At 74.0% G+C, this 25,971-nt stretch carries 24 protein-coding genes; 9 read left to right on the top strand and 15 right to left on the bottom strand.

All coding sequences use genetic code 11. From position 1 onward, the window contains the following. Positions 1-77 precede the first annotated feature (77 nt). The 5 genes from HNR21_RS25670 to HNR21_RS25690 form a co-directional block, all read right to left on the bottom strand. On the bottom strand, positions 78-1,916 hold the full coding sequence (locus tag HNR21_RS25670) for a glycosyl hydrolase family 18 protein (RefSeq protein WP_182707218.1): 1,839 nt from the start codon (positions 1,914-1,916) through the stop codon (positions 78-80). 198 nt (positions 1,917-2,114) lie between these two features. Next, positions 2,115-2,705 (bottom strand): TetR/AcrR family transcriptional regulator, encoded by a 591-nt coding sequence (locus tag HNR21_RS25675; protein WP_182707219.1) that lies wholly within the window; start codon positions 2,703-2,705, stop codon positions 2,115-2,117. Continuing rightward, positions 2,698-3,576 carry an SDR family NAD(P)-dependent oxidoreductase gene (locus HNR21_RS25680; protein ID WP_182707220.1) on the bottom strand — a complete coding sequence of 293 codons (879 nt, stop codon included), beginning with the start codon at positions 3,574-3,576 and terminating at the stop codon, positions 2,698-2,700. The genes HNR21_RS25675 and HNR21_RS25680 overlap by 8 nt, the downstream gene beginning before the upstream one ends. Before the next feature lie 47 nt (positions 3,577-3,623). Then, positions 3,624-4,286 (bottom strand): TetR/AcrR family transcriptional regulator, encoded by a 663-nt coding sequence (locus HNR21_RS25685; protein ID WP_182707221.1) that lies wholly within the window; start codon positions 4,284-4,286, stop codon positions 3,624-3,626. 13 nt (positions 4,287-4,299) lie between these two features. Continuing rightward, positions 4,300-5,601 (bottom strand): acyl-CoA dehydrogenase family protein, encoded by a 1,302-nt coding sequence (locus HNR21_RS25690; protein ID WP_182707222.1) that lies wholly within the window; start codon positions 5,599-5,601, stop codon positions 4,300-4,302. A gap of 88 nt (positions 5,602-5,689) precedes the next feature. On the opposite strand from HNR21_RS25690, the gene HNR21_RS25695 reads away from it, so the two are divergent. Further along, positions 5,690-6,751 carry a phosphotransferase family protein gene (locus HNR21_RS25695; protein WP_312881268.1) on the top strand — a complete coding sequence of 354 codons (1,062 nt, stop codon included), beginning with the start codon at positions 5,690-5,692 and terminating at the stop codon, positions 6,749-6,751. Positions 6,752-6,980: 229 nt separating this feature from the next. Then, positions 6,981-7,418, top strand: coding sequence for a hypothetical protein (locus HNR21_RS25700; protein ID WP_182707223.1), 438 nt, complete (start codon positions 6,981-6,983; stop codon positions 7,416-7,418). Here HNR21_RS25700 and HNR21_RS25705 read toward each other — a convergent pair. The 3 genes from HNR21_RS25705 to HNR21_RS25715 form a co-directional block, all read right to left on the bottom strand. Further along, positions 7,400-8,737 (bottom strand): lysine N(6)-hydroxylase/L-ornithine N(5)-oxygenase family protein, encoded by a 1,338-nt coding sequence (locus HNR21_RS25705; RefSeq protein WP_182707224.1) that lies wholly within the window; start codon positions 8,735-8,737, stop codon positions 7,400-7,402. The genes HNR21_RS25700 and HNR21_RS25705 overlap by 19 nt on opposite strands. A 270-nt stretch (positions 8,738-9,007) precedes the next feature. After that, positions 9,008-9,604: an RlpA-like double-psi beta-barrel domain-containing protein gene (locus HNR21_RS25710; RefSeq protein WP_182707225.1), complete on the bottom strand. Its 597-nt coding sequence runs from the start codon at positions 9,602-9,604 to the stop codon at positions 9,008-9,010. Between the two features lie 428 nt (positions 9,605-10,032). After that, complete coding sequence (locus HNR21_RS25715; protein ID WP_182707226.1) at positions 10,033-10,374, bottom strand: hypothetical protein; 342 nt, start codon at positions 10,372-10,374, stop codon at positions 10,033-10,035. A gap of 454 nt (positions 10,375-10,828) precedes the next feature. On the opposite strand from HNR21_RS25715, the gene HNR21_RS25720 reads away from it, so the two are divergent. Next, the gene (locus tag HNR21_RS25720; RefSeq protein ID WP_246442333.1) at positions 10,829-11,008 is read left to right on the top strand and encodes a hypothetical protein; all 180 of its coding nucleotides are present in this window, start codon (positions 10,829-10,831) and stop codon (positions 11,006-11,008) included. A gap of 46 nt (positions 11,009-11,054) precedes the next feature. Here HNR21_RS25720 and HNR21_RS25725 read toward each other — a convergent pair whose 3' ends face one another. Further along, entirely contained in the window at positions 11,055-11,351 is a 297-nt protein-coding gene (locus HNR21_RS25725) for an HPF/RaiA family ribosome-associated protein (RefSeq protein WP_119729995.1), read from the bottom strand. Positions 11,352-11,568: 217 nt separating this feature from the next. Here HNR21_RS25725 and HNR21_RS25730 point away from each other — a divergent pair, with 217 nt between their 5' ends. Together HNR21_RS25730 and HNR21_RS25735 are read left to right on the top strand one after the other, a co-directional pair. Beyond that, positions 11,569-12,636 carry a phosphotransferase enzyme family protein gene (locus HNR21_RS25730; protein ID WP_182707227.1) on the top strand — a complete coding sequence of 356 codons (1,068 nt, stop codon included), beginning with the start codon at positions 11,569-11,571 and terminating at the stop codon, positions 12,634-12,636. A 20-nt stretch (positions 12,637-12,656) separates the two neighbouring features. Further along, positions 12,657-13,052, top strand: coding sequence for a VOC family protein (locus HNR21_RS25735; RefSeq protein ID WP_182707228.1), 396 nt, complete (start codon positions 12,657-12,659; stop codon positions 13,050-13,052). 1 nt (position 13,053) lies between these two features. Here HNR21_RS25735 and HNR21_RS25740 read toward each other — a convergent pair whose 3' ends face one another. Next, positions 13,054-14,493, bottom strand: coding sequence for a chromosome segregation ATPase (locus tag HNR21_RS25740; RefSeq protein ID WP_182707229.1), 1,440 nt, complete (start codon positions 14,491-14,493; stop codon positions 13,054-13,056). A 131-nt stretch (positions 14,494-14,624) separates the two neighbouring features. Here HNR21_RS25740 and HNR21_RS25745 point away from each other — a divergent pair, with 131 nt between their 5' ends. Next, the gene (locus HNR21_RS25745) at positions 14,625-15,362 is read left to right on the top strand and encodes a (2Fe-2S)-binding protein (RefSeq protein WP_182707230.1); all 738 of its coding nucleotides are present in this window, start codon (positions 14,625-14,627) and stop codon (positions 15,360-15,362) included. Between the two features lie 27 nt (positions 15,363-15,389). On the opposite strand, the gene HNR21_RS25750 is transcribed toward HNR21_RS25745, so the two are convergent. Beyond that, the gene (locus tag HNR21_RS25750) at positions 15,390-16,526 is read right to left on the bottom strand and encodes an FAD-dependent monooxygenase (RefSeq protein WP_182707231.1); all 1,137 of its coding nucleotides are present in this window, start codon (positions 16,524-16,526) and stop codon (positions 15,390-15,392) included. A gap of 68 nt (positions 16,527-16,594) precedes the next feature. Here HNR21_RS25750 and HNR21_RS25755 point away from each other — a divergent pair, with 68 nt between their 5' ends. Continuing rightward, positions 16,595-17,173 (top strand): TetR/AcrR family transcriptional regulator, encoded by a 579-nt coding sequence (locus HNR21_RS25755; protein ID WP_182707232.1) that lies wholly within the window; start codon positions 16,595-16,597, stop codon positions 17,171-17,173. Here HNR21_RS25755 and hrpA read toward each other — a convergent pair. Continuing rightward, a complete protein-coding gene (hrpA, locus tag HNR21_RS25760) occupies positions 17,163-21,074 on the bottom strand; it encodes an ATP-dependent RNA helicase HrpA (protein ID WP_312881272.1) in 3,912 nt (1,303 codons plus the stop codon). The genes HNR21_RS25755 and hrpA overlap by 11 nt on opposite strands. A gap of 263 nt (positions 21,075-21,337) precedes the next feature. Between hrpA and HNR21_RS25765 the strand changes: the two genes are divergently transcribed. Then, positions 21,338-21,814 carry an ester cyclase gene (locus HNR21_RS25765; protein ID WP_246442335.1) on the top strand — a complete coding sequence of 159 codons (477 nt, stop codon included), beginning with the start codon at positions 21,338-21,340 and terminating at the stop codon, positions 21,812-21,814. A gap of 9 nt (positions 21,815-21,823) precedes the next feature. After that, positions 21,824-22,852 carry a nitronate monooxygenase gene (locus HNR21_RS25770; protein WP_182707234.1) on the top strand — a complete coding sequence of 343 codons (1,029 nt, stop codon included), beginning with the start codon at positions 21,824-21,826 and terminating at the stop codon, positions 22,850-22,852. On the opposite strand, the gene HNR21_RS25775 is transcribed toward HNR21_RS25770, so the two are convergent. The 3 genes from HNR21_RS25775 to HNR21_RS25785 are packed head-to-tail and all read right to left on the bottom strand — an operon-like array spanning position 22,846 to position 25,956. Continuing rightward, positions 22,846-23,850: an aldo/keto reductase gene (locus tag HNR21_RS25775; protein ID WP_182707235.1), complete on the bottom strand. Its 1,005-nt coding sequence runs from the start codon at positions 23,848-23,850 to the stop codon at positions 22,846-22,848. The genes HNR21_RS25770 and HNR21_RS25775 overlap by 7 nt on opposite strands. 25 nt (positions 23,851-23,875) lie before the next feature. Continuing rightward, positions 23,876-25,141 (bottom strand): ROK family transcriptional regulator, encoded by a 1,266-nt coding sequence (locus HNR21_RS25780; RefSeq protein ID WP_246442336.1) that lies wholly within the window; start codon positions 25,139-25,141, stop codon positions 23,876-23,878. Then, complete coding sequence (locus HNR21_RS25785) at positions 25,138-25,956, bottom strand: ATP-binding cassette domain-containing protein (RefSeq protein WP_182707236.1); 819 nt, start codon at positions 25,954-25,956, stop codon at positions 25,138-25,140. Before HNR21_RS25785 ends, HNR21_RS25780 begins: the two co-directional genes overlap by 4 nt. Positions 25,957-25,971 lie beyond the last annotated feature (15 nt).

Raw genomic sequence — 25,971 nt, forward strand, 5'->3', positions numbered from 1 at the left:
CGATCGATGATTGATCTACCTGGACGTAACGGATCCCGGGCCGCCCGGGCCCGGGATCCGCGGAATCGATCGGGGCGTCAGCCCAGGCCGTTGCGGATGGCGGTGATCTGCTCGCCGCCGGCGGTGTCGCCGCTCAGCTCCCAGAAGAACGCGCCGGCCAGGCCCTGGTCATTGGCGTAGGACATCTTGCCGCCGATGGTGGCGGGGGTGTCGTAGCTCCACCACTGGTTGCCGCAGTGGGCGTAGGCGGTGCCGGCGACCGTGCCGGTGGCCGGGCAGCGGGTCTTGAGCACCTTGTAGTCCTCGATGCCCTGCTCGTACGTGCCGGGCGCGGGTCCGGTGGCGCTGCCGCCGGGGGTGCTCTGCGTCACGCCGGTCCAGCCCCGGCCGTAGAAGCCGATGCCCAGCAGCAGCTTGCTCGCCGGGACGCCCTTGGCCTTGAGCTTGGCGATGGCCGAGGCCGAGTCGAAGCCCTGGGTGGGGATGCCCGGGTAGGAGGTCAGCGGCGAGTGCGGGGCGGTCGGTCCTGTGGCGGCCCAGGCGCCGAAGAAGTCGTAGGTCATCGGCAGGTACCAGTCCACGTACTGGGCCGCTCCCCCGTAGTCGGCGGCGTCGATCTTGCCGCCGGAGCTGGCGTCGGCGGTGATCGCGGCGGTGACCAGGTTGCCGGAGCCGAACCGCTGCCGCAGCGCGGCCATCAGGTTGCGGAACGCGGCGGGGCCGCTGTTGTCGCAGGTGGCGCCGCAGGCGTTGGGGTACTCCCAGTCGATGTCGATGCCGTCGAACACGTCCGCCCAGCGCGGGTCCTCCACCAGCTTGTAGCAGGACTCGGCGAACGCGGCCGGGTTCTGGGCGGCCTGCCCGAAGCCGCTCGACCAGGTCCAGCCGCCGAACGACCACAGCACCTTCAGGTGCGGGTACTTCTTCTTGAGCTTGCGGAGCTGGTTGAAGCTGCCGCGCAGCGCCCCGGCGTCCCAGCTGTCGGCGACGCCGTCCACGCTCTCGGCGGCGCTGTAGAAGCGGTCGTAGTCGGCGTAGCTGTCGCCGATGGTGCACTGGCCGTTCTGGACGTTGCCGAACGCGTAGTTGATGTGGGTGAGCTTGGCGGCCGAGCCGCTGGTGTCGATGTTCTTGACGTGGTAGTTGCGCTGGTAGACGCCCCACTGGGCGAAGTAGCCGATGACCTTCTTGCCGCCGGGCCCGCCGGTGCCGCCGCTCTCGGTGGTGACGGTGACGGCGCCCGAGGCCGGTGAGGTGTTGCCCGCGGCGTCCCGCGCCCGGACGGTGAACGTGTAGGAGGTGCTGGGCGACAGGCCGGTCACGGTGGCCTCGGTGCCGGTGACGGTGGCCTCCTTGGTGCTCCCCCGGTAGACGTCGTAGCCGGTGACGCCCACGTTGTCGGTGGAGGCCGTCCAGGCCAGGGACACGGTGGTCGAGGTCCGGCCGGTGGAGCGCAGGCCGGTCGGGGCGGTCGGGGCCTGCTCGTCGCCGCCCGGGCCTCCCCCGGAGCCGTCACAGGCGGCCCCGTTGACCAGGCAGTTGGAGATCCAGCCGCCGCCGGTGCCCCCGAAGCCGAAGCTCGCCGACGCGCCCGCGGCCAGCGTCCCGTTCCAGCCGGCGTTGGTGAACGTGTAGTGGCCGCCCGAGGAGCTCCGCGTGGCGTCCCAGGACGAGGTGATGGACGTCCCGGCGGGCAGGTCGAACTCGACCTTCCAGCCGTTGACCGTCGCGGCGGTGCCGTTGGTGACGGTGCAGCGCCCCTCGAAGCCGGTGCCCCAGTCGGAGGTCTTCGTACACGAGGCGGTCACCGCCGCCGCGGCGGTGGCACTTGTCATCGGCACCACCACGCCGGCTGTCGAGAGCAGCAGCGCGACGGCCCCAACCGTCGCCCGCCGCCCGCTGAGCTGAGGGAACATGGTTCCTCCTGTCCGGTCGGCCCCCGCACCCTTAACTTTCTCTTAGGAAAGTTTCCTAAAGATTGGGCAGAGGATAACCCCGCGTGCAGGGGCCGACAAGGGCGTCCGGGGCGGGCCCGGCGGCTCTGCGGGGGTGGTCCGGCGTCCGTCCAGGAGACGTATGGCGGAGGAATTTTTCGATCCGTCCCCGGTCCGGTCTCAGCCGGCGCGGACCGAACGCCAGACGCGCTCGGGAAGGAGCCGGGCCGCCTCCGCGAGGTCGATCCCGGGGTCGCCGGCCAGCCAGCGGCGGGCGGTCTCCGCCACCGGGCCGATCACCAGCATCTCCAGCAGCGCCTCGGGCAGGTCGACGATCTCCCCGGCCGCCGCGTGCCGGCGCAGCCGCCCGGCGATGCGCTCCATCCGGGGGGCCTTGACCTCGGCGATGCGGCCGGCGTGGGCGGGCAGGAACGCCGCGTAGGAGGAGGCGTGCACGAACAGCGCCGCGGCCCGGTTGTCCCGCACGTACCGCAGGTAGGCGGTGACCGTGGCGTGCACGCAGTCCCGCGCGGTGCGGGCCTCCTCGAGCGCGTCGATGATCGCGTCGAGCAGGCCCGCCATGCAGCGGGCGTACAGCGCCGCGGACAGGCCGTCGACGCTGCCGAAGTGGTGGTAGAGGCTGCCGCTGCTGACCCCGGTCTCGGCGATCAGCGCGGTCATGGTCAGCGCGTCGGGGCCCTTGGCGGCGTACAGGTCCAGGGCGGCCGTCAGGACCCTGTCGACGGTCGCCTCGCCCCGCCGGCTAGGCATCGCGGGCGGCGGGCGGGCTGTGCGGCACCCCGGCGAGCTCCGCCGCCCGGGTCCACAGCCGCCGCGCCAGGTCCCGGTCCCTGGCCACCGGCTCCAGGCAGTGCTCCTCGTCGAGCTGGAAGTACCGGCCGGTGACCCCGGCGACCTCGGCGGAGGTCGCCAGGCGGACGACCGGCCCGGCGCCGGTGCGCGGGCTCTTCCAGGTCAGCTTGACCGCCTTGAGCAGCCAGCCGAGGGGGCCGCGCCGGTCCCCCAGCCCGGTGCGGATCACCCCGGGATGCACGGCGTTGATGGTCACACCGGCATCCTGCCAGCGTTCGGCGAACAGCGGGACGAGCATCAGGTTGCACAGCTTGGTGTCGGCGTAGGTGCGCATCGGGTGGAAGTCCAGCCCGGTCGGCGTCCGGTCGGGGTCGGCCTTGCCCTTGACGTAGAGCCCGGCGCTGACCTGCACCACCCGGGCGGCCGAGGCGGTCAGCAGGTCCTCCAGTTCCAGGTTGAGCAGGAACGGGGCCAGGTGGTTGGTGACGAACGCCTGCTCCAGGCCGTCCTCGTTGAGCACCCGGCGGCTCGGCCACAACCCGGCGTTGTGCACCAGGACGTCGAGACGCGGGCAGGCGTCGCGCAGCGCCTCGGCGGTCGCCCGGATCGCCCGCACGCCGGACAGGTCCCCCACCACCAGGCGGACGGAACCGAGGGCGGCCAGCCGGGAGCGGGCCGCCTCGCCGCGCTCGCGGTCGCGGCAGACCAGCACCACCTCGTGGCCCTGGCGCAGCAGCGCCTCCGCGACGGCGTGGCCGATGCCCCGGTTGGCTCCGGTCACCGCGATGGTCTGGGAGGGGTTCGCCTGTCCGGCCCGCGCATTGTCCATGGGGCGGGAGTGTAGACAGTTCCAGAGAGATTCTCTAGAGAGCTTCTCTAATCCGGCGGTCCGCCGTTCCGCGCGGCGCGGGCGGCGTCCCGTTCGGCGGCCAGCCGCCGGGTCTCCGCCGACACCGGAGCGGTCAGGATCGCGGTGATCACGTCGATCAGGTAGCTGGTGAACAGCCGGTCGTCGGTGTGCGGGCCGGACCGGGCGCGCCGGGCCAGCTCGATCGAGGCGTGCAGGACCGCGGTGTAGCGGCGGTGCAACCGGGCGGCGTCCTCGGCCAGCACCGGCTCGGTCAGCCGGCGCCAGCGCCGCAGGCTGTCGCCCGGGGCGCCGGGAGCGACCGGGGGCGGCCCCTGCGGGCGGCCCACCAGCTCGGCCCAGATCTGCAGGAAGTACGGGCCGCCCCCGGCCAGGTCGGCCAGCTTGGCGGCCAACGGCCGGACCAGGGCGGCGGCCAGCGCGCGGGGATCCGGCGTCCCGGCCGCCTCGTAGGCGTCCAGCAGGGCGTGCCGGCGGGCGTCCACGTCCGGCAGATGCCGTTCCATGATCGCCCGCAGCACCCCGGCCCGGTCCTTGAAGTGGTACTGGACGGCGACCGCGTTGCGGGCCCCGGCGGCGGCGTTGATCTCGCGGAGGCTGACGCCGTCGACGCCGCGTTCGGCGTACAGCCGCTGGGCGGCGTCCAGCAGCCGGGTCCGGGTGTCGGTCACCGCACCTTCCTCGTCACTCGTTGCCGATCGCGCGTTCCAGGACGTCGGCGTAGCGCTCCCGGGCGGCGGTCCGCCGGGTCGGCAGGTGCCCCGACGGCCACAGCCCCTCCACCGGCTCGTACTCCTTGAGCAGCTGCCGGGCCAGCGTGATCTTGTGCACCTCGGTGGGGCCGTCGGCGATGGCCAGCGCCTCGGCGCCGAGCAGCATCGCCGCGAACGGCATCTCGTTGGACACCCCCAGCGCCCCGTGCAGGTGCATGGCGCGCTGCACCACATCATGCAGGACCTTGGGCATCGCCGCCTTGACCGCCGCGATGTCCTTGCGGACCTTCCGGTAGTCGCGGTGCCTGTCGATCAGCCACGCGGTGCGCAGCACCAGCAGCCGGAACTGCTCGATCTCGATCCAGCTGTCGGCGATCTTCTCCCGGGTCATCTGCAGCCTGGCCAGCGGCCCCGTCCGGGTCTGCCGGGAGAGCGCGCGTTCGCACATCATGTCGAACGCCCTGCGGACCTGCGCGATGGTGCGCATGGCGTGGTGGATCCGGCCGCCGCCGAGCCGGGTCTGCGCGATGGCGAACGCGCCGCCCTCCTCCCCCAGCAGGTGGTCGGCGGGCACCCGCACGTCGGTGTAGCGCAGGTAGCCGTGCGAGCCCTCACGCCCCTCCAGGCCGGGGCCGACGCCGACGTTGCGGACGATCTCCAGGCCGGGGGTGCCGGCGGGCACGATGAACATCGACATGCCCTCGTACGCGCTAACCTCGGGATCCGTCACCGCCATCACGATGACGAACGAGGCGTGCTTGGCGTTGGAGGAGAACCACTTCTCCCCGTTGATGACCCACTCGTCGCCGTCGCGCACCGCCCGGGTGGTGAACAGCGTGGGATCGGCCCCGCCGTGCGGCTCGGTCATCGAGTACGAGGAGGAGATGTCGCCGTCCAGCAGCGGCTGCAGGTAGCGCTCCTTCTGCGCGGGGGTGCCGAACTTGGCGATGATCTCGGCGTTGCCGGAGTCGGGGGCCTGGCAGCCGAACACCGAGGGCGCCCAGCGGGACCGGCCCAGGATCTCGTTCAGCAGCGCCAGCTTGACCTGGCCGTAGCCCTGCCCGCCGAGCTCGGGCTCCAGGTGGCAGGCCCACAGGCCGCGCTCCCTCACCTGCCGCTGCAGCGGCCTGACGATCGCGCGGTGCCGCGGGTCGGCCTTGTCGTAGGGGTCGCCGAGCACCAGGTCGAGCGGCTCGACCTCCTCGCGGACGAACTCGTCGGCCCAGTCCAGCAGCTTCTGGTACTCGGGGTCGGTCTCGAAGTCCCATGCCATGGCGCGGCCTCCTCGAAGGGGGTGTCCCGCCGATGATGCGCAGGAACGAGAAATTAATGCAAGTGCATCAACTGCTACGCTCCGTCGCGTGAGCGCGCAGATCGATCCGCATGTGATGGACTTCGCGGTGCTGGCCGCCTGGATGGACGAGCAGGGCCTGCCGGGCGGGCCGATCGAGGACGTCCGGCCGCTGGCCGGCGGCACCCAGAACGTGCTGGTGCGGTTCCGCCGCGGCGGCCGCTCCTACGTGCTGCGCCGCGGCCCCGAGCATCTGCGGGCGCGCACCAACGAGGTGCTGCGCCGGGAGGCCCGGGTGCTGTCGGCGCTGGACGGCACCGACGTGCCCGCTCCCCGGATCATCGCCGCCTGCCCCGACGAGCGGGTGATGAACGGCGCGGTGTTCTACCTGATGACGCCGGTGGAGGGGTTCAACGCCACCACGACGCTGCCCGAGCCGCACGCCTCGGACGCGCCGGTGCGGCACGCGATGGGCCTGTCGGCGGCCCGCTCGCTGGCCGCGCTCGGCGCGGTGGACTACGAGGCGGTCGGGCTGGCCGACTTCGGCAAGCCGGACGGGTTCCTGGATCGCCAGGTCAGCCGGTGGATGTCGGAGCTGGAGTCGTACTCGGCGCTGGACGGCTACCCCGGCCCGGACATCCCCGGGCTGGAGCGGGTCGCCGACTGGCTGGAGGCCAACCGGCCGCACACCTGGCGGCCGGGGATCATGCACGGCGACTACCACCTGGCCAACCTGATGTTCCGCCACGACGGCCCGCAGGTGGCGGCGATCGTGGACTGGGAGATGTGCACGATCGGCGACCCGCTGGTGGACCTGGGCTGGCTGCTGGCCACCTGGCCGGGCGAGGACGCCGACAGCGCGGCGATCGCCGGTCCGCTGGGACAGGCCGGGGGCCTGCCCGAGCCCGGCGAGCTGGTGGCCGCCTACTCGCGGCGGCCGGAGGCGACGGCCGGCCGCGACCTGGACGCCATCGACTGGTACACGGTGCTGGCCTGCTTCAAGCTCGGGATCGTGCTGGAGGGCACGCACGCGCGGGCCTGCGCGGGCAAGGCGCCCCGGGAGACCGGCGACCTGCTGCACGCCATCACGCTCGGGCTGTTCGGCCGCGCCCGCCGGATCATCGGAGCGTGACGGGGCGCCGTTGAGGAGCGGCCCTCAACCCGAAAAGGGAACAGCCGGCCTCCGCTTCGCCACGGTCGTCCCGTCGGGCCTCCTCCGGGCCAGGCCCCGGAACGGATCGGGCCGCCCTTGCCTCGCCGCGGTCGTTCCGGGTAACGCCGCGATGGGCGGAGGCCGATTCCCCCAGGGAACCGGATTTCCGGTTCGAGTCCCCCGCCCGCGCCGCCCCCGGAGGTGCGCAGTGAAGGTCCTCGGCAGGGATCCGGCCGCCTGGCTGGCCCTCGTCGCCGTCGCGGTCCAGTTCCTCGTCGCCTGGGGCGTCGATCTGACCGAGGCGCAGCAGGCCGGCGTCAACGCCGTCGCCACCATGGCGATGGGGCTGGCGATCTCCTGGGCGGTGGCCCGGGACAAGGTGATCCCGGCGGCGGCCGGGCTGCTCACCGCCGTGCTGCAGCTGATGGTCTCGTTCGGCTGGGACATCACCCAGGAGCAGATCGCCACGGCGGGCGCGCTGGTGACCACGGTGCTCGGCCTGTACCTGCGCACGCAGGTCACCGCGCCGGTCGCCGCGGACGGCAGCCGGGTGCCGTCCGCGGGCCCGCTGTCGCGCGGATCCGGCGCGGCACCCGGTGACGCGGCGCCCGCGGCCCGGCCCGCCGATCAGCCGGACAGCGCGTAGGGCGACGGCGCGGCGGCGGTCCGCGCGGCGACGACCGACTCGACGATCTCCCCGACCCGCAGCGCGGTGTTGGACAGCAGGGTCGAGGTGAGGCCGTGCGTGTGCTCGGTGGGGCCCTGCAGGTAGATGCCGCAGCGCACGTGCTCGGTGGTGGCGACCCGGTAGTCGCGTTCCACCCGCAGCCCGCCGCCGGGCAGCCGCAGGCAGTGCTCGGCCACCTCGCCCAGCAGCGCGGCCGGGTCGCCGGGCCGGTAGCCGGTGGCGTAGACGATCGCGTCGGCCTCCAGCACGGCCCGCTCGCCGGTCGGCAGGAACTCCACCACCGCGCGCACGCCCGCGGGACCGGCGTCCAGCTCGGCGATCCGGGAGACGTTGAGGATGCGCAGCCGCTGCTCGCCGGTCACCTTCTCCTGGTAGACCCGCCGGTACAGCTCGTCGATGAGGTCCAGGTCCACCACCGAGTAGTTGGTGGAGTGGTGGTAGTCCAGCAGCATCCGCTTGACGTCCTCGGGGGCGGCGTAGAAGTGGTCCACCGCCTCGGGGTCGAAGATCCGGTTGGCGAACGCGCTGTCGTCGGCGGGCGTGTACCCGTACTTGGTGAAGATCGCGCAGACCTCCGCCGAGGGGAAGGTGCGGTGCAGGTACTCGGTGACCTCGGCGCCGCTCTGCCCGGCCCCCACCACCAGCAGCCGGCGGGGCTCGCGCAGCGCACCGGCGCGGTGCAGCAGCTCGTGGCTGTGCCAGACGCGCTCCCCGGCGACCACGCCGGGCGGCAGCACCGGCTCCAGCCCGGCGGCGATCACCAGGTTGCGGGCGCGGTGGGTGACCAGCTCGTCGGAGCGGCCGGCATGGCGGACCACGACCTCGACGGCCTCGACCGGGCCGTCGCCGGGCACCGGCCGGACCGCGACCACCTCGGCGCCGTAACGCACCTGGTCGGTGAAGCGCTCGGCGGCCCACTCCAGGTAGTCGTGGAACTCCACCCGCGTCGGGAACATGGTCTTGTGGTTGATGAAGTCCACCAGCCGGCCGCGGGCCTTGAGGTACTGCAGGAAGGTGAACTCGCTGGCCGGGTTGCGCATCGTCACCAGGTCCTTGAGGAAGGACACCTGCATGGTGGCGCCGTCGATGAGCATGCCCCGGTGCCACCCGAACGCGGGCTGCTTCTCGAAGAACACCGCGTCCAGCCGGTCCCCCTCGGCCGTCGCCGCGTTGTGCTCGCGCAGCGCGATGGCCAGGGCGAGGTTGGAGGGACCGAAACCGATGCCCACCAGATCGTGCACGCGATCGGCGGGGCCGCTGGTCGGGGGGAGGGGCATGGGTGTCCTTTCCGCGGGCCTCGGAGGTCGGAACGTTGCAACGACGGTTAGGTTAGGCTCGCCTAACGAAGGTGAGCCTAACCTCCTGATGGTCGCGCCACAAGGCCGGAGAGGGCACACCGTGGGCAAGATCATGTTCCGTCGTGCCGAGACGCCGCGGCCGGGCGACCCTCGTCGGATCGCCCGGCCGGGACGGCCCCGAGACGACCGCAGAGGAGCGAGGGTCGCCTGAGGGCCCTTCGGATCACCCGGGGATCCCGGGCGACCGGGTCAGGAGCCGAACGGCTGGGGCACGCCCTTCTTGCCGGGGCCCTTGCCCCACTCGAGGACCTCGTACTTGACGCCCTTGAGGTGGCCCATGCCGCCGCCGGCGTCGTACTTGCTCTCGGGCTTGCCGCCGTCCTGCAGGTACCGGAACGAGTAGGTGTCCAGGTCCAGCATGATGCCGCGGTGCGACGGCTCGCCGGGGCCGCGGTCGCCGATGAACCCGGTCACGCTGCGGCCCTTGTAGGTGACCTTGACCTTGGTCAGCATCGGCCAGCTCGGGCTGGCGAACATGCCCTTCTGCATGGGCTTGCCGCTGGCGGGGGCGCCGGTGTCGCCCCGCACGCCCGAGCCGTCGTCCCAGAAGTAGGAGGCGGTGGTGGTGCCGGTGAGCAGGGCCCTGGTCGTCTCGGCCTGCCGGGTCTTGCCGGCCTGCGCGGCCTCGGCCTGCGCGGCCTCGGCCTGCGCGGCCTTGGCCGGGGCACGCCGCTCGTCGGCGGCGGACTCGGCGCCGCCGCCGGCGGTCAGGCCGGCGGTGATGCCGGCGACCAGGACGGCTCCGGCGAAACCGGTGACGGCGACGTTCTTGGCGTGCTGGCGCATGGGTTTCCTTTCTGCGGGGCCGTGCGGGCACGACGGACTCGCCGCGGGGCCCGGAACGCGGGCACGCGACCGCCGGCCGTACGGCCAGGAGAAGAAGCGGAAGAACACCGGCGCGGGGCGGAACGCCCAAGAGGTCGTCGCGGCTCGGCGACTGGGGCCGGCGTCGGCGAACCCCGCCTGGCGGGCGGGGCGCCACCGTTATTCGGTCTGTGGTGTCGTCATCCTGCTTGACGGTTCGTTGACCGCCGCATCGCTGCGAGGATACGTACGACTACCAAGAACAGGCCAAACGCCCGCTTTTATTCATCCACGCAGGTAGATCTTTAGGAACGGCGCCCGCGGCGCACGGCGGGCGCATCCCCTGCGGACAGCACGAAGGCCGGCGCGGCGCGCCGGCCTTGAAGAAGAGGAGGGGTACGAGCCCGGGCTCAGATGTGCGGGTGACCGACCGGCTGGGGGGCCGGGAAGACGTGCGAGCCGTCGTTGCGCCGGGGGGCGGCCGGCGGCGTCGGCGCGGGCGGCGCCATGGGGGCGGCCGGCGCGGGGGGCACGGCGGCGGCCCGCTGCTCGCCCATGATCAACGCGAGGGCCCGCGCGGCGTCGGCGTCCATCCGGACGATGACGCTGGGGCGGCCGGCGGAGTCCACGAAGGGCGACACTCCGGGAGCGCTGGTCACCCCTCTCCGTTCGAGCGCCTGTCGCAGCTCCTCGCGGAGCTCGTGTGCGATCCACAGGGCTTCACGATCGCTGTCGGACAGGTGTGCGTTCATCGCGATCTCCGGGGGGTCACGCCAGGGGGGCCTGCGGGCTATCCTGCTCCGTACATTGTGCAGGTGCAAGGTCTGATGCACGTGCATTTCAACAAAAGATCACCCGTAACCATCCCGGGCGACACTCGTTCCGCCATACGGTCGACCCTGCGTGCCGAAGCGATCACGGAACGCGCCGACCGGACCCGCGCTCCCCGGTCCCCGGCGGCGGAGACTTCCGGCCGCACGGGCATGGTGTGACATACCGGACACGTTCTGCGCAGAACGGTTGAATATTTGAATGATCGCGCGCAAGCTGTCCCCTGTGCGCGGAGGCCGGGGGGTCACAGCGCCTTCGCGTCGATCCCGACGTGACAGGACACGGTTGATGTTCCAGATATGGGAGAGCGGCGAGCCCGCCCGGTTCGTCAGCGATGCCGAAACTCTCCGGGGAGCGCTGGACAAGGTCGACACCATGTGCCGGCTGCGCCACGACCAGGCGGCCGCCCACCTCGAGCAGCCCGCGGACGGCTACCGCTTCGAGATCCGCGACGAGCACGGCACCCCGCTGGCCAGCCTGGCCTACCGGCCGGACCCCAGCCGCCCCTACCAGAGCGTGATCGTGGAGGAGCTGTTGCAGCAGAACGACTCCTGAGCGGCGACGGCGGCGCGTCCCGGGCTTCGGGGACGCGCCGCCGCCGTCAGGCGGTCCGGCGCGTCAGCCGTTCCCGCATCAGGTCGATCGCCTCCGGCAGGCTGGGCGCGGCCGCCTGGGCGCGCACCCTGCGGCCCTGGAGGTCCACGACCGCCTGCGCCAGGGCGGGACGCGGCGCCGCGCCGCGCAGCACCGTGAGCGTCACCTGCGCCGAGGACACCCGGTCCCGCTTGCCGGCCAGCGCCGCGCGCACCGCGCGCTCGGCCATCGCCACGTGGTCCCCGGTGACCCTGCCGGAGGTCACCGTCCGCACCGGCGGTCCGATGTCGATGGTGTCGTTCATACGTCCCCCTTCCGAACGTCCGGGGCGGCGGATCCGCGCCCCATACCGCTAGACAGCCGTGATCGTCCGCGCGTTCCCGGCGGCGGCGTAAGGTGCGTCACGCCCCGTGACGTGGCGGGCTTTCGCGGCGGCGGGCCGCGCGGTAGCGTCGTGGGCTGAACACCAGTTCGAGGACCCGTCAGCGCGACACCCTCGTGAGGCTGACATGGAGCCCGGCATGCCGTCCGACACCAGTCCGCTCGCGCCGTCCGCGCCGCCCGCGCCGCGTCTGCTGCGCCGCTGGGACCTGGGAGACCCGCAGCGGATCGCGCCGCTGCCGGAGAGCGGCCCGCACCGCGCCTGGCGGGTGGAGACCGCCGCCGGCGTCGTGCTGCTCAAGCGGTACGGGGCCGAGGCCGACCGGCGGCGGGTGCTGTTCGAGCACTCGGTGCGGACGGCGCTGGACGAGGCCGGGCTGCCGGTGCCCGCGCCGGTGCCCGCCCGGGACGGCCGCACCCTGGTGCGGGCCGACGGGCAGGGCCACGCGGTGTTCCCGTGGACGGACGGGACCCGGCGCGAGGGGCTGGAGCTGTCGCTGCGCCAGTGCCACGAGCTCGGGGAACTGCTGGGGCGGCTGCACGCCGAGCTGGACCGGCTGACCCCGCCGGTGCAGCAGAGCCTGCTGGTGCCGACCAGCCGCGCCGCCGACGCCGTGGCCGCCGTGGACGGGCTGCTGGCGGCGCTGCCGCCGGACGGCGACGACTTCGCCGCGCTGGCCCGGCGGCGGCTGGCCGAACGCCGGGCGCTGCTGGTGGAGCTGGCCGACCACCAGCCGCCGGAGGCCGAGGCGTTCGCGGTCGGCTACGTCCACGGGGCCTTCGACGCGCGCAACGTGCTTTACGGGCGCACCCGGCAGGTCGCCGCGGTCGTCGGATGGGGCGGGCTGCGGATCGCTCCGTTCGCCGGGGACCTGGTGCGGGCGGCGGCCGCGCTGTTCGCGGGGCACGGCGAGGAGCGGGGCCTGGACCTGGACCGGGCGCAGGCGTTCGTGGCCGGGCATCGCACCGCGTTCCCCCTGGACGCCGGGCAGATCTACTCGGCGGTGCACCGGCTGTGGTGGGAGCACCTGTGCGACCTGGGGCCGCTGCGGCGGCACTACCTGGAACGCCGTGACCCGGCGGGGGCGGCGGACGCGGCGCTGGTGGCCTGGTGGACGCAGAACCTGGACCGCACGCTGGAGGCGTTCGCCGCCCCGTACACCTCCGCCGCCCGGGCCGACCTGGTCGGGCACCTCGACGGCCCGTGACGGGTGGGTAGGGTCCGCTCATGGACGTGCTCAGCAGCCGCATCCTGCTGCGCCCGGCCGACCCGGCGCGCAGCCACCGCTTCTACCGGGAGGTCCTGGGCCTGGCCGTGCACCGCGAGTTCGGGCCGCCGGACGAGCCCGGCGTCGTCTACTACCTCGGGCAGGGCCTGCTGGAGATCTCCGGCCGGTCGGACGGCACGCCGCCGGGACCGGTGATGATCTGGCTCCAGGTGCGCGACGTGGCGGCCGAGCACCGCAGGCTGCGCGAGGCGGGGGTCACGGTGCTGCGCGAACCCCGGCAGGAGCCGTGGGGACTGGTCGAGATGTGGATCGCCGACCCCGACGGCGTGCGGATCGTCCTGGTGGAGGTGCCGGCCGACCATCCGCTCCGCCGCGACCCGCGGCCCCTGCCGTGAGTCAGGGCCGGGCGTACAGGGGATCCTCCCGGTTCTCGTCGCCGTTGCGCCGCGCGGGCTCGGTGCCGCCGCCCGCCGGGTCGGTGGAGTAGGCGGGCTGCCGGGGCACGGCGGACGACCCGGCGGACGTGTCGGGAATGGTGGCGGCCGGGAACGGGCCGGTCCCGCCGGCGGCGGACGCCCCGGGCACCGGGATCCCGCCGGTCCCGGTCCCCGTCACCCCGGGCAGCACGCCGGCCTGCCGCTGGGTGAGGAGGGTGTCGATCTGGCGGCGGGCGCGGTCGGCCTCGGCGCGGGCCGCGTCCCGTTCGGCCGCCAGCGCGGACATCGCCGCCTGCAGTTCGGCGACCGACTGGGCCAGGTGCTGGATCTGGGCGGACTGCTCGGCGGCGCGCGCGTTGGCCTGGTCGCGTTCGGCGACCGCCTGCTGGGCCTGGGCCAGCGCGGCGTCGCGCTCCCCGATCGCCTCGGTGCGCTGGGCGGCGGCCCGCTGCGCCTCGGCCTCGGCCTCGGCCTGGGCGCGGCGCGCGGCGGTGCGCTCCTCCTCGGCCCTGGCGGCGGCCTGCAGCGCCTGCTGCCGCGCGGCCTCGGCGTCCTTGACGGCGGTGCGCAGTTCCTCGGCGGCCTGCCGGGCGACCGCGGCCTCGGCCCGCTGCGCCTCCGCCGCCGCCTCGGCCTCGGCCACCCGGGCGTGCAGCGACACCAGCTCGGCGCGGCTGGACTCCAGCGCGGCCAGCAGCTCGCCCTCCCGGGCGGCGACCCGGTCGCGTTCGGACTCGGCGGCCTGCTTGGCGGCCACCGCCTGCTGGGCCAGCTGCTGCGCCTCCTGCCAGGCCTGCTGGGCGGCGTCCCGCTTGGCGGTGGCCGTCCTGGCCTCCTGGCGGGCGCGGCGGGCCTCCTCCTCGGCCGCCTCCATCCGCCGGCGGGCCTGGGCGGCCTCGTGCCGGGCCTCCTCGGCCTGCTGCTGGGAGGCCTCGCGCTCGCTCTGCGCCACGGCCAGCTCGCGGGCCGCCTCGGCGCGGACCTCGGCGATGCGCCGTTCCACCCCGGCCACGCTCAGCTCGGAGGTCAGCGACTCGGCCAGCCCGTCGGCCATCTTCTCCAGCCGCTCGACGATCTCCCAGGTCCAGGCGACCTGGCCGGTCAGTCCGGGGGCGTCGCGGCCGCGCTCGCGGCGGCTGCGCGCCTCCCGGGCGCAGGCGCCGTCGTTGTCCTGGCAGTAACGGATGGTGCGGACGCCGCCGACCGGCTGCGGCACCGGGCGGCCGCAGTTGGCGCAGGGCCACACGGTGACCGGGTCGCCCACCCGGGCGACGCCCGTCTCGGGGCCGGTCTCGAGGTCGGTCCTGGGGCCGGTCGCAGCGTCCCCCTGAACGCCCCGTCCGCCGGGGCGCGCGACCAGGTCCGCGCCCTCGACGCCGGGCTCATCGCTGTTCGACATGCCTGAACCATACGCAGTCGACCGGTGGGACTGCAGTGACTTGTGTGCAGTTGTGGTGAATCGTCCCTGATCGGCGGATATGTGGAGCGGTCCAGATCGGTCTGCGGGCGCGCCGGGCCTATACTCCGACCGTGCCGACGGCCCGCCGCGACGACCCCACCGCCGATGTCCCGGCCGATGTCCTGGTCGACGCCCTGGCCGATGTCGCCGCCCTCGGCCCGTTCTTCGCCGTCTCCACCGATCCGGCCGAAGAGGTCGATCCGCTCTGGCGGCCGTTCCCGGGCGGCGTCGAGCGGCTGGTCGACCTGACCGCGGCCCGGCTGGGCACCGCCGAGCCGCGGGTCGCCGCCTCCACCGCCCACCTGTCCCTGGCCGCCCGGCTCTGGTCCCCGGTGCTGGGCTGCGCGCTGCTGCACGGCGTCGTGCCGAGCCTGGCGGCGCTGCGGCACCGGGCCGCCGCCCCCGGTGTGGTCCCGTTGTGGCTGGCGGAGCTACGGGGCCGGCGGCCCGAACATGCGCAGGACCTGGCCGAGACCGTGTACCGCGCGGTGGTCGAGGAGCAACTGGAGGCCGTCAACGCCTTCGTCCGGGAGCGGTTCCCCGTCGCCGGGGGCCTGCTGTGGGGGAACGCCGCCTCGGCTCTGATCGGGACGCTCCGGGTCGTCGCCGCGGCCCGTCCCGCCCACGCCGGCGACGCCCGCGACCTGGCCGCCCGCCTGCTGGCCCTCGGCCGGCTGCGGGGCACCGGCGTGCTGCACGGCCCCGGCCTGGCCTTCCGCCGCCGGAGCTGCTGCCTGTACTACCGGATCCCCGGCGGCGGCCTGTGCGGCGACTGCTGCCTGGACGCGCCGCCCGCCGTACGCCGGTGACCCCCGCCGCGACCTCGTGACCTGAGGTCAGGCGGGCGGCGTCCAGGACAGGACGGGCGCCATGGCGCGCAGGGTGAGGGAGCCGGGGACCAGGCGGGTCAGGGTGTCGCGGAGGACGACGGCCGGGAGCAGGCTCCATTGGGCCGGGGCGCCCGCCAGGCGGGACTGGCGGGCGATGCGCTGGGCTCGGGGACGGCGTATCGAGTCGTAGGCGGCGAGGGCCTCCTCGACCGTGGAGCGGGTGTCGAGGAGGGCGGCGAGGGTGACCTCGTCCTCGAGGGCCTGGCAGGCTCCCTGGCCCATGTTGGGGGTCATGGCGTGGGCGGCGTCCCCCAGCAGCACCGCACGGCCGCGGACGAAGGTCTTCAGCGGGGGCAGCTCCTCGATGTCGTGACGCAGCACGGACTCCGGGGAGGCCGACTCCAGGAGGGCGGGGATGGGGTCGTGCCAGGCGCCGAAGCGGCGGCGCAGCTCGGCCAGCTCGCCGTCCGGGCTGTGCCCGCCGGGCGGAACGCCGGCGGCGGCGTAACAGTAGACCCGGCCGTCAGCCAGCGGGGCCATGCCGAACCGGTCCCCTCTCCCCCACGTCTCGCCGCCGACGTGGACCGGCTCGGCGGGCCGGGTCAGCAGCCGCCAGGCGGTGTATCCGGCGTACCGGGGCGGGCGCGCCCCGGGCCACAGCGAACGGCGGACGGCGCTGCGGATGCCGTCCGCGCCGACGACGAGGTCGGCCCGGGTGACGCCGCCGGTGTGGACCGCCTCGACCCCGTCCGGGACCGCCCGCACCTCGGCGACCTCGGTGGAGGGGACCAGGTCGGCCCCGCCGGCGGCCTCGCGCAGGACGGCGAGCAGATCGGCCCGGTGGATCATCACCAGCGGCCCGTACCGCCGGATCAGCTCCGACACGTCGGTGCGCATCAGCCAGCGGCCGGAGGCGGCCCGCACGCCGATCTCGGCCTCGGGAACGGCGCGCTCCCGCACCCGGTCGCCGACGCCGAGGACGTCCAGGGCGCGCAGGGCGTTCGGCCACAGCGAGATGCCCGCGCCGACCTCGGTGAACTCGGGGGCGCGTTCCAGCACCCGGACCGTCCAGCCGCGGGCGGCCAGCGCGGCCGCCGCGGCCAGCCCGCCGATCCCGCCTCCGGCCACCACGGCAGTGCGCATGCCGACCTCCTCTACATCCGTAGAGCATCCACTCTACTCTACGGTTGTAGAGACATCGGAGGAGGGGCATGGACGAGCAGCCGGACCGCCGCAGGCGGCTGGCCGACGCGGCGATCAGCACGCTGGCCCGGGAGGGGATGCGCGGGCTCACGCACCGGGCGGTGGACCGGGCCGCCGGGGTGCCCGAGGGCTCCACCTCGTACTACTTCCGCACCCGGCAGGCGCTGCTGCGGGCGGCGGTGGAACGGCTCGCCGAGCTGGACACCGTGGAGGAGCTGCCGGAACCGGCCGGACGGCCGGACGTGGCGGCGATCGCCGACGCCGCCGCCGGGCTGGTGGAACTGTGGGCGACGACCGCCCGTGACCGGATGCTGGCCCGCTACGAGCTGGCGCTGGAGGCCAACCGGCGCCCTGAGCTGCGCGCGGTCTACGACACGGTCGGCGCCCGCTACCGCAGGCTGGCCGCCGGGATGCTCACCGCGCTCGGGGCCACCGATCCGCAGCGGCAGGCCGTGCTGCTGGTGGCCTGCCTGGACGGGCTGCTGTTCGACCGGCTGGCCGGAGCGGGCGGGGCGCCCGGCCGCGCCGAGACGGCCGCCGTGCTGCGGGGCCTGCTGGAGTCGTTCCTGCCGGACCTCAAGGAGTGATCTGGGCGATGGCCTTGCGGATGCGCTTGTCGGAGACCGGGTAGCGGGTGCCCAGGCGCTGGGCGAACAGGCTGACCCGCAGCTCCTCGATCATCCAGCGGATCTGCCGGACGGCCTCGTCGTCGCGGCGGGCCGGGGGCAGCCGGCGCAGCAGGTCGTCGTACTCCCGCCGCATCTGGTGCACCTGCTGCATGAGCAGCCGGTCGCGGTTGGGGTTCTCCGGCAGCTTGTCCAGCCTGGCCTCCATCGCCCGCAGGTAGCGCAGCAGGTCGGGCAGGCGCGCGAAGCCGGTGGCGGTGACGAAGCCCGGCGCGACCAGCTCGTCGAGCTGGGTGCGCAGGTCCGTCAGCGACGGCACGAGGACGAGGCTGGTGGTGCCGCGCAGCCGCCGGTCGACCTCGTGGGCGGCCCGCAGGATCCGCTCGACCTGCCCGACGACGGCGGCGGCGGTGTCGGCCAGCTCGGCCCGCACGTGGTCGTGGAGCTTGGTGAAGCCCTCCTCGTCCCAGACGGGACCGCCGGCGTCGGCCATCAGCTTGTCGGCGGCGGCCGTGGCGCAGTCCTCGAACAGCGCGGCGACCGAGCCGTGCGGGTTGTGGCTGAGCGCGAGCTTGGCCTGGTTGCTCAGGCCGGCCTGCAGGAACTTGACCGGGGACGGCGAGCCCAGCAGCAGGAGGCGGCGGGTGCCGCGCCACATGGCCTGCTGCTGCTCGGCGGGCGTCTCGTACATGCGGACGGCCACGCTTTCGCCCTCGTCGGTCAGCGCCGGGAACGCCTTGACCGCATAACCGGACTGCCTGCGCTCGTAGAGCTGCGGGAGCTCGCCGATGCTCCAGGTCGTGAGACCGGACCGCTCGATGCCGTCCTTCTGGGCGGCGGCCTGGAGGGTGCCGCGCATCCTGCCCTTGAGCCGCCGCTTGAGCTCCTCGAGGTCCTTGCCCTCGGCGACGGCGCGGTCCCGGCCGTCGACCACCCGGAACGTCATCTTCAGGTGCTCGGGCACGCGCGACAGGTCCCAGCTCTCGCGGGGGACGGTGACGCCGGTCATGGCGCGCAGCTCCCGTTCCAGCGCGTCCAGCAGCGGCCCGTCGTACGGCGACACCCGTTGCAGCACCTTGCGGGCCACGTCGGGGGCCGGTACGAAGTTCACCCGCAGCTGCTTGGGCAGGGAACGGATCAGCTCGGTGACCAGCTCGGCCCGCAGGCCCGGGATCTGCCAGTCGAACCCGTCCGGCGACACCTGGTTGAGGACCTGCAGCGGGACGTGGACGGTCACGCCGTCGGTCCCGGCGGCGTCCCCGCCCGGCTCGAACAGGTACGTCAGCCGGAACCGCAGCGGCCCCTGCCGCCACTCGTCGGGGTAGTCGGCCTCGCTGATCTCGCCCGCGCCCTCGTTGATCAGCATCTGCCTGGTGAAGTTCAGCAGATCGGGCCTGGTGCGGCGGGCCTTCTTCCACCAGGCGTCGAAGTGCCGGACCGAGACCACGTCGGCGGGGATCCGCTGGTCGTAGAAGTCGAACAGGGTCTCGTCGTCGACCAGGATGTCGCGGCGGCGGGCCCGGTGCTCCAGGTCCTCGACCTCTTCCAGCAGGTCCCGGTTCTCCTGGAAGAACCTGTGGTGGGTGTCCCACTCGCCGCCGACGAGGGCGTGCCGGATGAACAGCTCCCGGGACAGCTCGGGGTCGATGCGGCCGTAGTTGACGCGCCGCTGGGTCACGATCGGGATCCCGTAGAGGGTGACCCGCTCGTACGCCATCACCGCGCCCTGCTTCTTGGACCAGTGCGGCTCGCTGTAGGTGCGTTTGACCAGGTGCTGGGCCAGCGGCTCGATCCAGTCGGGCTCGATCCTGGCGTTGACCCGCGCCCACAGCCGGGAGGTCTCCACCAGCTCGGCCGACATCACCCAGCGCGGCGGCTTCTTGAACAGCCCCGACCCGGGGAAGATCGCGAACCGGGCGTTGCGGGCGCCGAGGTAGTCGCGTTTCTCCGGGTCCATCAGCCCGACGTGCGACAGCAGCCCGGCCAGCAGCGACCGGTGGATCGCCTCGGGTGCGGCCTCGGCGGTGTTGAGGGTGACGCCGAGGCCCTTGGCGACCTGCTTGAGCTGGCCGTGCAGGTCCTGCCACTCACGGACGCGCAGATAGTGCAGGAACTCGTTCCTGCACATCCGGCGGAACTGGCCGCCGGACAGCTCCTTCTGCTTTTCCCGCAGGTAGTTCCACAGGTTGAGGTACGCCAGGAAGTCCGAGGACGGGTCGGCGAAGCGGCGGTGCCGCTCGTCGGCGGCCTGCTGCTTGTCGGCCGGGCGTTCGCGGGGGTCCTGGATCGACAGGGCGGAGGCGATGACCAGCACCTCGCGGACGCAGCCGTTCTTGTCGGCCTCCAGCACCATCCGCGCCAGCCGCGGGTCGATGGGCAGCTGCGCCAGCTTGCGGCCCAGCGGGGTGAGCCGCCGGCGCGGGTCCTTGGCGGCCGGGTCGAACGCGCCCAGCTCGTGCAGCAGGTCGACGCCGTCCTTGATGTTGCGGCGGTCCGGCGGGTCCACGAACGGGAACGCGGCGATGTCGCCCAGGCCCAGGTTGGTCATCTGCAGGATGACCGAGGCCAGGTTGGTGCGCAGGATCTCCGGGTCGGTGAACTCCGGCCGGGACGCGAAGTCCTCCTCGGAGTACAGCCGGATGCAGATGCCGTCGCTGGTGCGGCCGCAGCGGCCCTTGCGCTGGTTGGCCGACGCCTGCGAGATCGGCTCGATCGGCAGCCGCTGCACCTTGAGCCGGTGGCTGTAGCGGGAGATCCGGGCGGTGCCGGGGTCGATGACGTACTTGATGCCCGGCACCGTCAGCGAGGTCTCGGCGACGTTGGTGGCCAGCACGATCCGGCGGCCCCGGTGCGGCTGGAACACCCGGTGCTGCTCGGCCGCCGACAGCCGGGCGTACAGCGGCAGGATCTCGGTGCCCGGCAGGCCGCGCTTGGCCAGCGCGTCGGCGGTGTCGCGGATCTCCCGCTCGCCGGACAGGAACACCAGGATGTCGCCGGGGCCCTCGGCGCACAGCTCGTCGACGGCGTCACAGATCGCCTGGACCTGGTCGCGGTCGGGGTCGGCCTCGGGGTCCTCGGGGTCGACGATCGGCCGGTAGCGGACCTCGACCGGGTAGGTGCGGCCGGAGACCTCCACGATCGGGGCGTCGCCGAAGTGCCGGGAGAACCGCTCGGGGTCGATGGTCGCCGAGGTGATGATCACCTTGAGATCCGGGCGGCGCGGCAGGATCTCCTTGAGGTAGCCGAGCAGGAAGTCGATGTTCAGGCTGCGCTCGTGCGCCTCGTCGATGATGATCGTGTCGTAGGCGCGCAGCAGCCGGTCGCCCTGGATCTCCGCCAGCAGGATGCCGTCGGTCATCAGCTTGACCAGCGTGTCGTCGCTGGAGGTGTCGGTGAACCGCACCTTGTAGCCGACGGTCTCGCCCAGCGTGGTGCCCAGCTCCTCGGCGATCCGGTCGGCGACCGTGCGGGCCGCCAGCCGGCGCGGCTGGGTGTGCCCGATGGTCCCGAGCACGCCGCGGCCCAGCTCCAGGCAGATCTTGGGCAGCTGGGTGGTCTTGCCCGAGCCGGTCTCGCCCGCCACGATCACGACCTGGTGGTCGCGGATCGCCTCGGCGATCTCGTCCTTCTTCTGGCTGACCGGCAGCTCGGCCGGGTAGGAGATGCGCGGCACGGCGGCGCGGCGGCGCGCCACCCGGGCCGCGGCCCGCTCGACGTCGGCCGTGATCTGCTCGGTCACCTCGGCGAGCCGGGCCGCGTCGCGCAGTTCCCGGGCCCCGTCGATGCGGCGGCGCAGCCGGTGCCGGTCGCGCACCATCAGCTCGGGCAGTCGCTGCCGCAGTTCGCCCAGCGGCGATCTCACACGCGTTCCTTCACCATCGTCGCGGTCGTCGAACCGGCGGGTACAACCTGTACAACCTGCACGACCGTAGTCGTCCCGCGGCCGTACGGCGAACCGTTTTCGCCCGGGCGCTGCAACGCCGCGGAGGCCGTCCCGCATTCCCGGGCCCCGTTGTGACCGGTTCCGGTCCCCGCCCGCCGATGCGGGGCTCGTTCACGGGATGATCCGTCCGATCGTGACCAAATCACCTCCTCGTACGTTACAGAGGGAAAAGGAGGTTCCCCTTGCAGACCACATCGGCGGGATCGCCACCGCAGAGCCTTCGCGCCCGGCGTGAGGCCGTCGTCCGCGAGCACATGCAGGCGGAGAACGACATGGACTTCGACCTGGCCCTGGGCACGTTCGACCATCCGCGCTACGAGCTGATGGCCACCGGCCAGGTCTACGACGGCCCGGAGGAGGTGATGGAGTACTACCGCACCACCCGGACCGCCTTCCCGGACCAGCGCAACGAGAACGTGGTGCTGCGGCACGCCGACGACGCGGTCATCGTGGAGTTCGACCTCAAGGGGACCCATCTGGGGCCGTTCATGGGGCTGGAGCCGACCGGCCGGACGTTCAGCTGCCGGATGGCGGCGATCTTCGAGTTCGACGGCGACCGGATCACCTGTGAGCGGGTGTACTTCGACCTGGCCACGATCGCGGGCCAGCTCGGGCTGCTCGGCCGGGTGGCCGGGCTGGTCGCCGAGACCTCGGGTTAGGCCGCCGCGATGGGCGAGGTGCGGCGCGACCTGCGCGACCTGATGCGCCATCCGATCATCGCCGCGCCGATGGCCGGCGGGGTCGGCGGGCCCGCGCTGGCCGCGGCGGTGTCGCGGGCGGGCGGGCTGGGCTTCCTGGCCGGCGGATACCAGGACGCCGCCCGGCTGCGGGCCGAGATCACCGAGGTCCGGGCGGCGACCGGGACGTTCGGGGTGAACCTGTTCGTGCCGGGCGGGTTCGCGGCGGACCCGGCGGCGCTCAAGGCCTACCGCGAACGGCTGGTGCCCGAGGCCGAGCGGCTCGGCGTCGAGCCGGGCGATCCGGAGGGCGGCGACGACGACTGGGACGCCAAGATCGCCGCCCTGCTGGCCGACCCGGTCCCGGTGGTGAGCTTCACCTTCGGCTGCCCGTCCCGGGAGGTGATCGAGGCGTTCCGGGAGAAGGGGACGCTGGTGGTGGTGACGGTGACCACCCCCGAAGAGGCCCGCGCGGTCCCCGCCGCCGACGCCCTGTGCGTGCAGGGCAGCGAGGCCGGCGGGCACCGGGGCTCGTTCGCGGGCGAGGAGGACCTGCCCGCCTACGGGGTGCGGGAGCTGGTGACGGCGGTGCGGCACGCCACCGACATCCCGCTGGTGGCCGCCGGCGGGCTGGCCACCGGGGCGGACGTGGCGGAGGTGCTGGCGCGCGGGGCGATCGCCGCCCAGGCCGGCACCGCGTTCCTGCGCACCCCCGAGAGCGGGGCGCCGCCGGCCTACAAGGCGGCGCTGGCCGACGCGCGGTTCGCCACCACCGCGATCACCCGGGCGTTCACCGGGCGGCCCGCCCGCGGGCTGGTCAACCGCTTCATGTCCGAGCACGGCCCGCACGCCCCGGCCGCCTATCCGCACGTGCACCACATCACCGCCCCGCTGCGCCGCGCGGCCGCGCGGCGGGGCGACCCGGACGTGATGGCGCTGTGGGCGGGCAAGGGCCACCGGCTGGCCGCCGAGCTGCCCGCCGCGCAGGTGCTGGAGGGGCTGCTGCCGCGGCCTCAGTAACGCCCGCCGACGGGGGCGGGCAGGGCGTCCAGCTCGGCCAGGTCCTCGGCCGTCAGGTCCAGGTCCGCCGCCGCGGCGTTCTCCCTCAGATAGCGGACCTTCTTGGTGCCGGGGATCGGGATGACGTGCTCGCCCTGCGCCAGCACCCAGGCGATCGCCACCTGCGCGGGCGTGGCGCCGCGCCGCTCGGCGACCCGGCGGACCACGTCCACGATCCGCATGTTCTGCCTCAGCGCCTCCTCCTGGAAGCGCGGGTTGCGGCTGCGGAAGTCCTTGTCGTCGAAGTCGGCCGAGGTGACGGTGCCGGTGAGGAAGCCCCGGCCGAGCGGGGAGAACGGCACGAACGCGGCGCCGTGCGCGGCGCACCAGCCGACCACGTCGCCGGGCCCCTCCGCGGCCAGGGCGCCCGCGCCGGGCGCCCCGCCGGCGGTGCCGCCGGGGACGCCCATCGGGTCGCGGGTCCACAGCGACATCTCCGACTGGACCGCCGCGACCGGATGGATCGCGTGCGCCTCCTCGGCCTGCGCCACGGTGACCTCCGACAGTCCCAGCCACCGGACCTTGCCCTCGGCGACCAGCTCGGCCATCGCGCCCCACGTCTCGGCCAGCGGCACCCGCGGGTCGACCCGGTGCAGGTAGTACAGGTCGATCACGTCGGTGCCGAGCCGCCGCAGGCTCTCCTCGGCGCCCGCGCGGACGTGCCCGGGGCTGCCGTCGCGGCCCATCGCGCCGCCCGGCTCCGGCCGCAGCCCGACCTTGGTGGCCAGCACCACCCGGTCGCGCAGCCCGGACAGCGCCCGGCCGACCAGCGTCTCGTTGTGGCCGAGGCCGTAGACGTCGGCGGTGTCCAGGAACGTCACGCCCAGCTCGACCGCCTCGCGGATCAGCGCCACCGACGCCTCGTCGTCCCGTTCGGCCAGGTTGTAGGCCCAGCTCATCGGCATGCAGCCGAGTCCCACCGCGCCGACGGGGGTCCCCGCGAACGTCCGTGTCCTCATCCCGGCCTCCCTTGTCAGGCGTGTGTCAGACGTTGCTCTCGCTGCGGTCCGGCAGCCGCCGGCCGGCCGCCGCCCCGGTGCGCAGCCGGGCCAGCACCTCCAGCGGGTCGCGCAGCACCTCGGCGAACGCCAGCTCCGCGGCGCCGACCAGGGTGGTGTCGTCGCCCAGCTCGGCGGTGCGCAGCCGGACCCGTTCCCGCGGCGCGGCCATCGAACCGGTCGCCAGCCGGCTGCGGATCTGCGCGGCCGCCCCCAGGTAGATGTCGCGCAGCGTGCCGCCGAAGATCACCATCTCCGGGTTGAAGACGTTGACCAGGTTGGCCACGCCCAGCCCCAGCCAGTCCCCCACCCGGTGCAGGGCCTCGCGGGCGGCCGAGTCGCCCCGGTCGGCGGCGTCCACCACGGCCCGCACCGCCTCCCGGCCGCCCAGCCCGGCCACGGCGTCCTCGCGTCCGGCGTGCGCCAGCAGCGCCAGCTCGCCGACCTCGGCCTCCAGGCAGCCGCGGGAGCCGCAGCCGCAGCGCCGCCCCGACGGGTTGACCACCATGTGCCCGACCTCGCCGCCGTAGCCGTCGGCGCCGTCCAGCAGCCGGCCGCCGACGATGATGCCGCCGCCGACGCCGACGTCGGCGTGCAGGTACAGCAGGTCCTGGCAGCCGACCCCGACCCCGCGCCGGTGCTCGGCCAGCGCCCCCAGGTTGGCGTTGTTGGCGATCGCGACGGTCAGCCCGAGACCCAGCCGCCGCGACAGCATGTCCCCCAGCGACACGTCGACCGCGCCGATGTTGGGCCCGTACCGGACCATCCCGTCCGAGCGCCGGACCATGCCGGAGAACGCCGCCCCCGCCCCCACGCACACCGCGTCCGGATCGGCCCGGCGCACCAGCTGGCGGGTGAACGACGCCAGCGCGCCGACCAGCTCGTCGGGGTCGAACGGCCCGCGCGGCCGGGTCGCCTCCCGGCGGTCCAGGATCACCCCGCCGAGCCCGACCCGGGCCGCCACCAGCCGGTGCACGCCGATCTGGAACGCCAGCACGTACACCCGGGTGGACTCGGGCCGCACCACCAGCGAGGGCCGGCCGGCCCGCCGCCCGGTGCTGCGCGGCAGCTCCTCGCGCACCACGCCGGCGGCGGTCAGCTCGCTGGTCAGCGCCATGATGGTGCTGCGGTTCAGGCCCATGCCCTCGGCCAGCTCGGCCCGCGAGACCGGGCCCCGCAGATGGATGTGGTGCAGCAGGGTGCCCAGGTTGTGGCGGCGGACCTCCTCGGGAGACGGTGCGGCGCGCATCATCCCCGACCGGTCCCGTGGACCCGGCCCGGCGCCCGGTGGCCGTTCAGCGGCAGGGGCCGGCCGAGCTCGACGCCGTTCCCGCTGCGACCGGAGGTGATCAGTTCGACGACCTGGGCGTGGGTGACGTCGCTGGCGCGGACCTGCGCGACGGTGCGGCCCAGGAACAGGGCGCAGATCCGGTCCGCCACGGCGAACACGTCGTTCATGTTGTGCGAGATCAGCACCACGGCCCGGCCCTTGTCGGCCAGCCGCCGCACCACCTCCAGCACCTGGCGGCTCTGCGTCACGCCCAGCGCCGCGGTCGGCTCGTCCAGCACCACGACCTTGCTGTCCCACAGCATGGCGCGGGCGATGGCCACGCTCTGCCGCTGCCCGCCCGACAGCGACGACACCGGCTGCCGCACCGACTTGATGGTGCGCACCGACAGGCCGGTCAGGGTGCGGGCGGCCATCTCCTCCATCGCCGCCTCGTCCAGCACCATGCCGCTGCGCCGCTCGCGGCCCAGGAACATGTTCTGCACGATGTCGAGGTTCTCGCACAGCGCCAGGTCCTGGTGGACGATCTCGATGCCCAGCGCGGCGGCCTCCCGGGGGCTGGTCACCCGGACCGGGCGGCCCTCGAACAGGTAGTCGCCGGTGTCCATCGGCAGCACCCCGCCCAGGCACTTGACCAGCGTGGACTTGCCGGCCCCGTTGTCGCCGACCAGGGCGGTCACCTCGCCCGCGTAGGCCGACAGGGCGACGTCGTGCAGCACCTGCACGGGGCCGAAGCTCTTGCCGACCCCGCGCAGGTCGAGAACAGGTGTCACGGACATCACGAGGGGCTCCCA

Origin of the sequence: Thermomonospora cellulosilytica (assembly GCF_014138835.1) — a bacterium.
Classification (GTDB): Bacteria; Actinomycetota; Actinomycetes; order Streptosporangiales; family Streptosporangiaceae; genus Thermomonospora; species Thermomonospora amylolytica.

What these genes read in the sequence shown, in the direction of transcription:
- HNR21_RS25780 (WP_246442336.1), bottom strand. Translation starts at nt 25,141, where the DNA reads ATGATGCGCGCCGCACCGTCTCCCGAGGAGGTCCGCCGCCACAACCTG.
- HNR21_RS25715 (WP_182707226.1), bottom strand. Translation starts at nt 10,374, where the DNA reads ATGAACGCACACCTGTCCGACAGCGATCGTGAAGCCCTGTGGATCGCA.
- HNR21_RS25675 (WP_182707219.1), bottom strand. Translation starts at nt 2,705, where the DNA reads ATGCCTAGCCGGCGGGGCGAGGCGACCGTCGACAGGGTCCTGACGGCC.
- HNR21_RS25770 (WP_182707234.1), top strand. Translation starts at nt 21,824, where the DNA reads ATGGGCGAGGTGCGGCGCGACCTGCGCGACCTGATGCGCCATCCGATC.
- HNR21_RS25775 (WP_182707235.1), bottom strand. Translation starts at nt 23,850, where the DNA reads ATGAGGACACGGACGTTCGCGGGGACCCCCGTCGGCGCGGTGGGACTC.
- HNR21_RS25730 (WP_182707227.1), top strand. Translation starts at nt 11,569, where the DNA reads ATGCCGTCCGACACCAGTCCGCTCGCGCCGTCCGCGCCGCCCGCGCCG.
- HNR21_RS25720 (WP_246442333.1), top strand. Translation starts at nt 10,829, where the DNA reads ATGTGCCGGCTGCGCCACGACCAGGCGGCCGCCCACCTCGAGCAGCCC.
- HNR21_RS25750 (WP_182707231.1), bottom strand. Translation starts at nt 16,526, where the DNA reads ATGCGCACTGCCGTGGTGGCCGGAGGCGGGATCGGCGGGCTGGCCGCG.
- HNR21_RS25735 (WP_182707228.1), top strand. Translation starts at nt 12,657, where the DNA reads ATGGACGTGCTCAGCAGCCGCATCCTGCTGCGCCCGGCCGACCCGGCG.
- HNR21_RS25670 (WP_182707218.1), bottom strand. Translation starts at nt 1,916, where the DNA reads ATGTTCCCTCAGCTCAGCGGGCGGCGGGCGACGGTTGGGGCCGTCGCG.
- HNR21_RS25740 (WP_182707229.1), bottom strand. Translation starts at nt 14,493, where the DNA reads ATGTCGAACAGCGATGAGCCCGGCGTCGAGGGCGCGGACCTGGTCGCG.
- HNR21_RS25705 (WP_182707224.1), bottom strand. Translation starts at nt 8,737, where the DNA reads ATGCCCCTCCCCCCGACCAGCGGCCCCGCCGATCGCGTGCACGATCTG.
- HNR21_RS25680 (WP_182707220.1), bottom strand. Translation starts at nt 3,576, where the DNA reads ATGGACAATGCGCGGGCCGGACAGGCGAACCCCTCCCAGACCATCGCG.
- HNR21_RS25690 (WP_182707222.1), bottom strand. Translation starts at nt 5,601, where the DNA reads ATGGCATGGGACTTCGAGACCGACCCCGAGTACCAGAAGCTGCTGGAC.
- HNR21_RS25725 (WP_119729995.1), bottom strand. Translation starts at nt 11,351, where the DNA reads ATGAACGACACCATCGACATCGGACCGCCGGTGCGGACGGTGACCTCC.
- HNR21_RS25755 (WP_182707232.1), top strand. Translation starts at nt 16,595, where the DNA reads ATGGACGAGCAGCCGGACCGCCGCAGGCGGCTGGCCGACGCGGCGATC.
- HNR21_RS25785 (WP_182707236.1), bottom strand. Translation starts at nt 25,956, where the DNA reads ATGTCCGTGACACCTGTTCTCGACCTGCGCGGGGTCGGCAAGAGCTTC.
- HNR21_RS25710 (WP_182707225.1), bottom strand. Translation starts at nt 9,604, where the DNA reads ATGCGCCAGCACGCCAAGAACGTCGCCGTCACCGGTTTCGCCGGAGCC.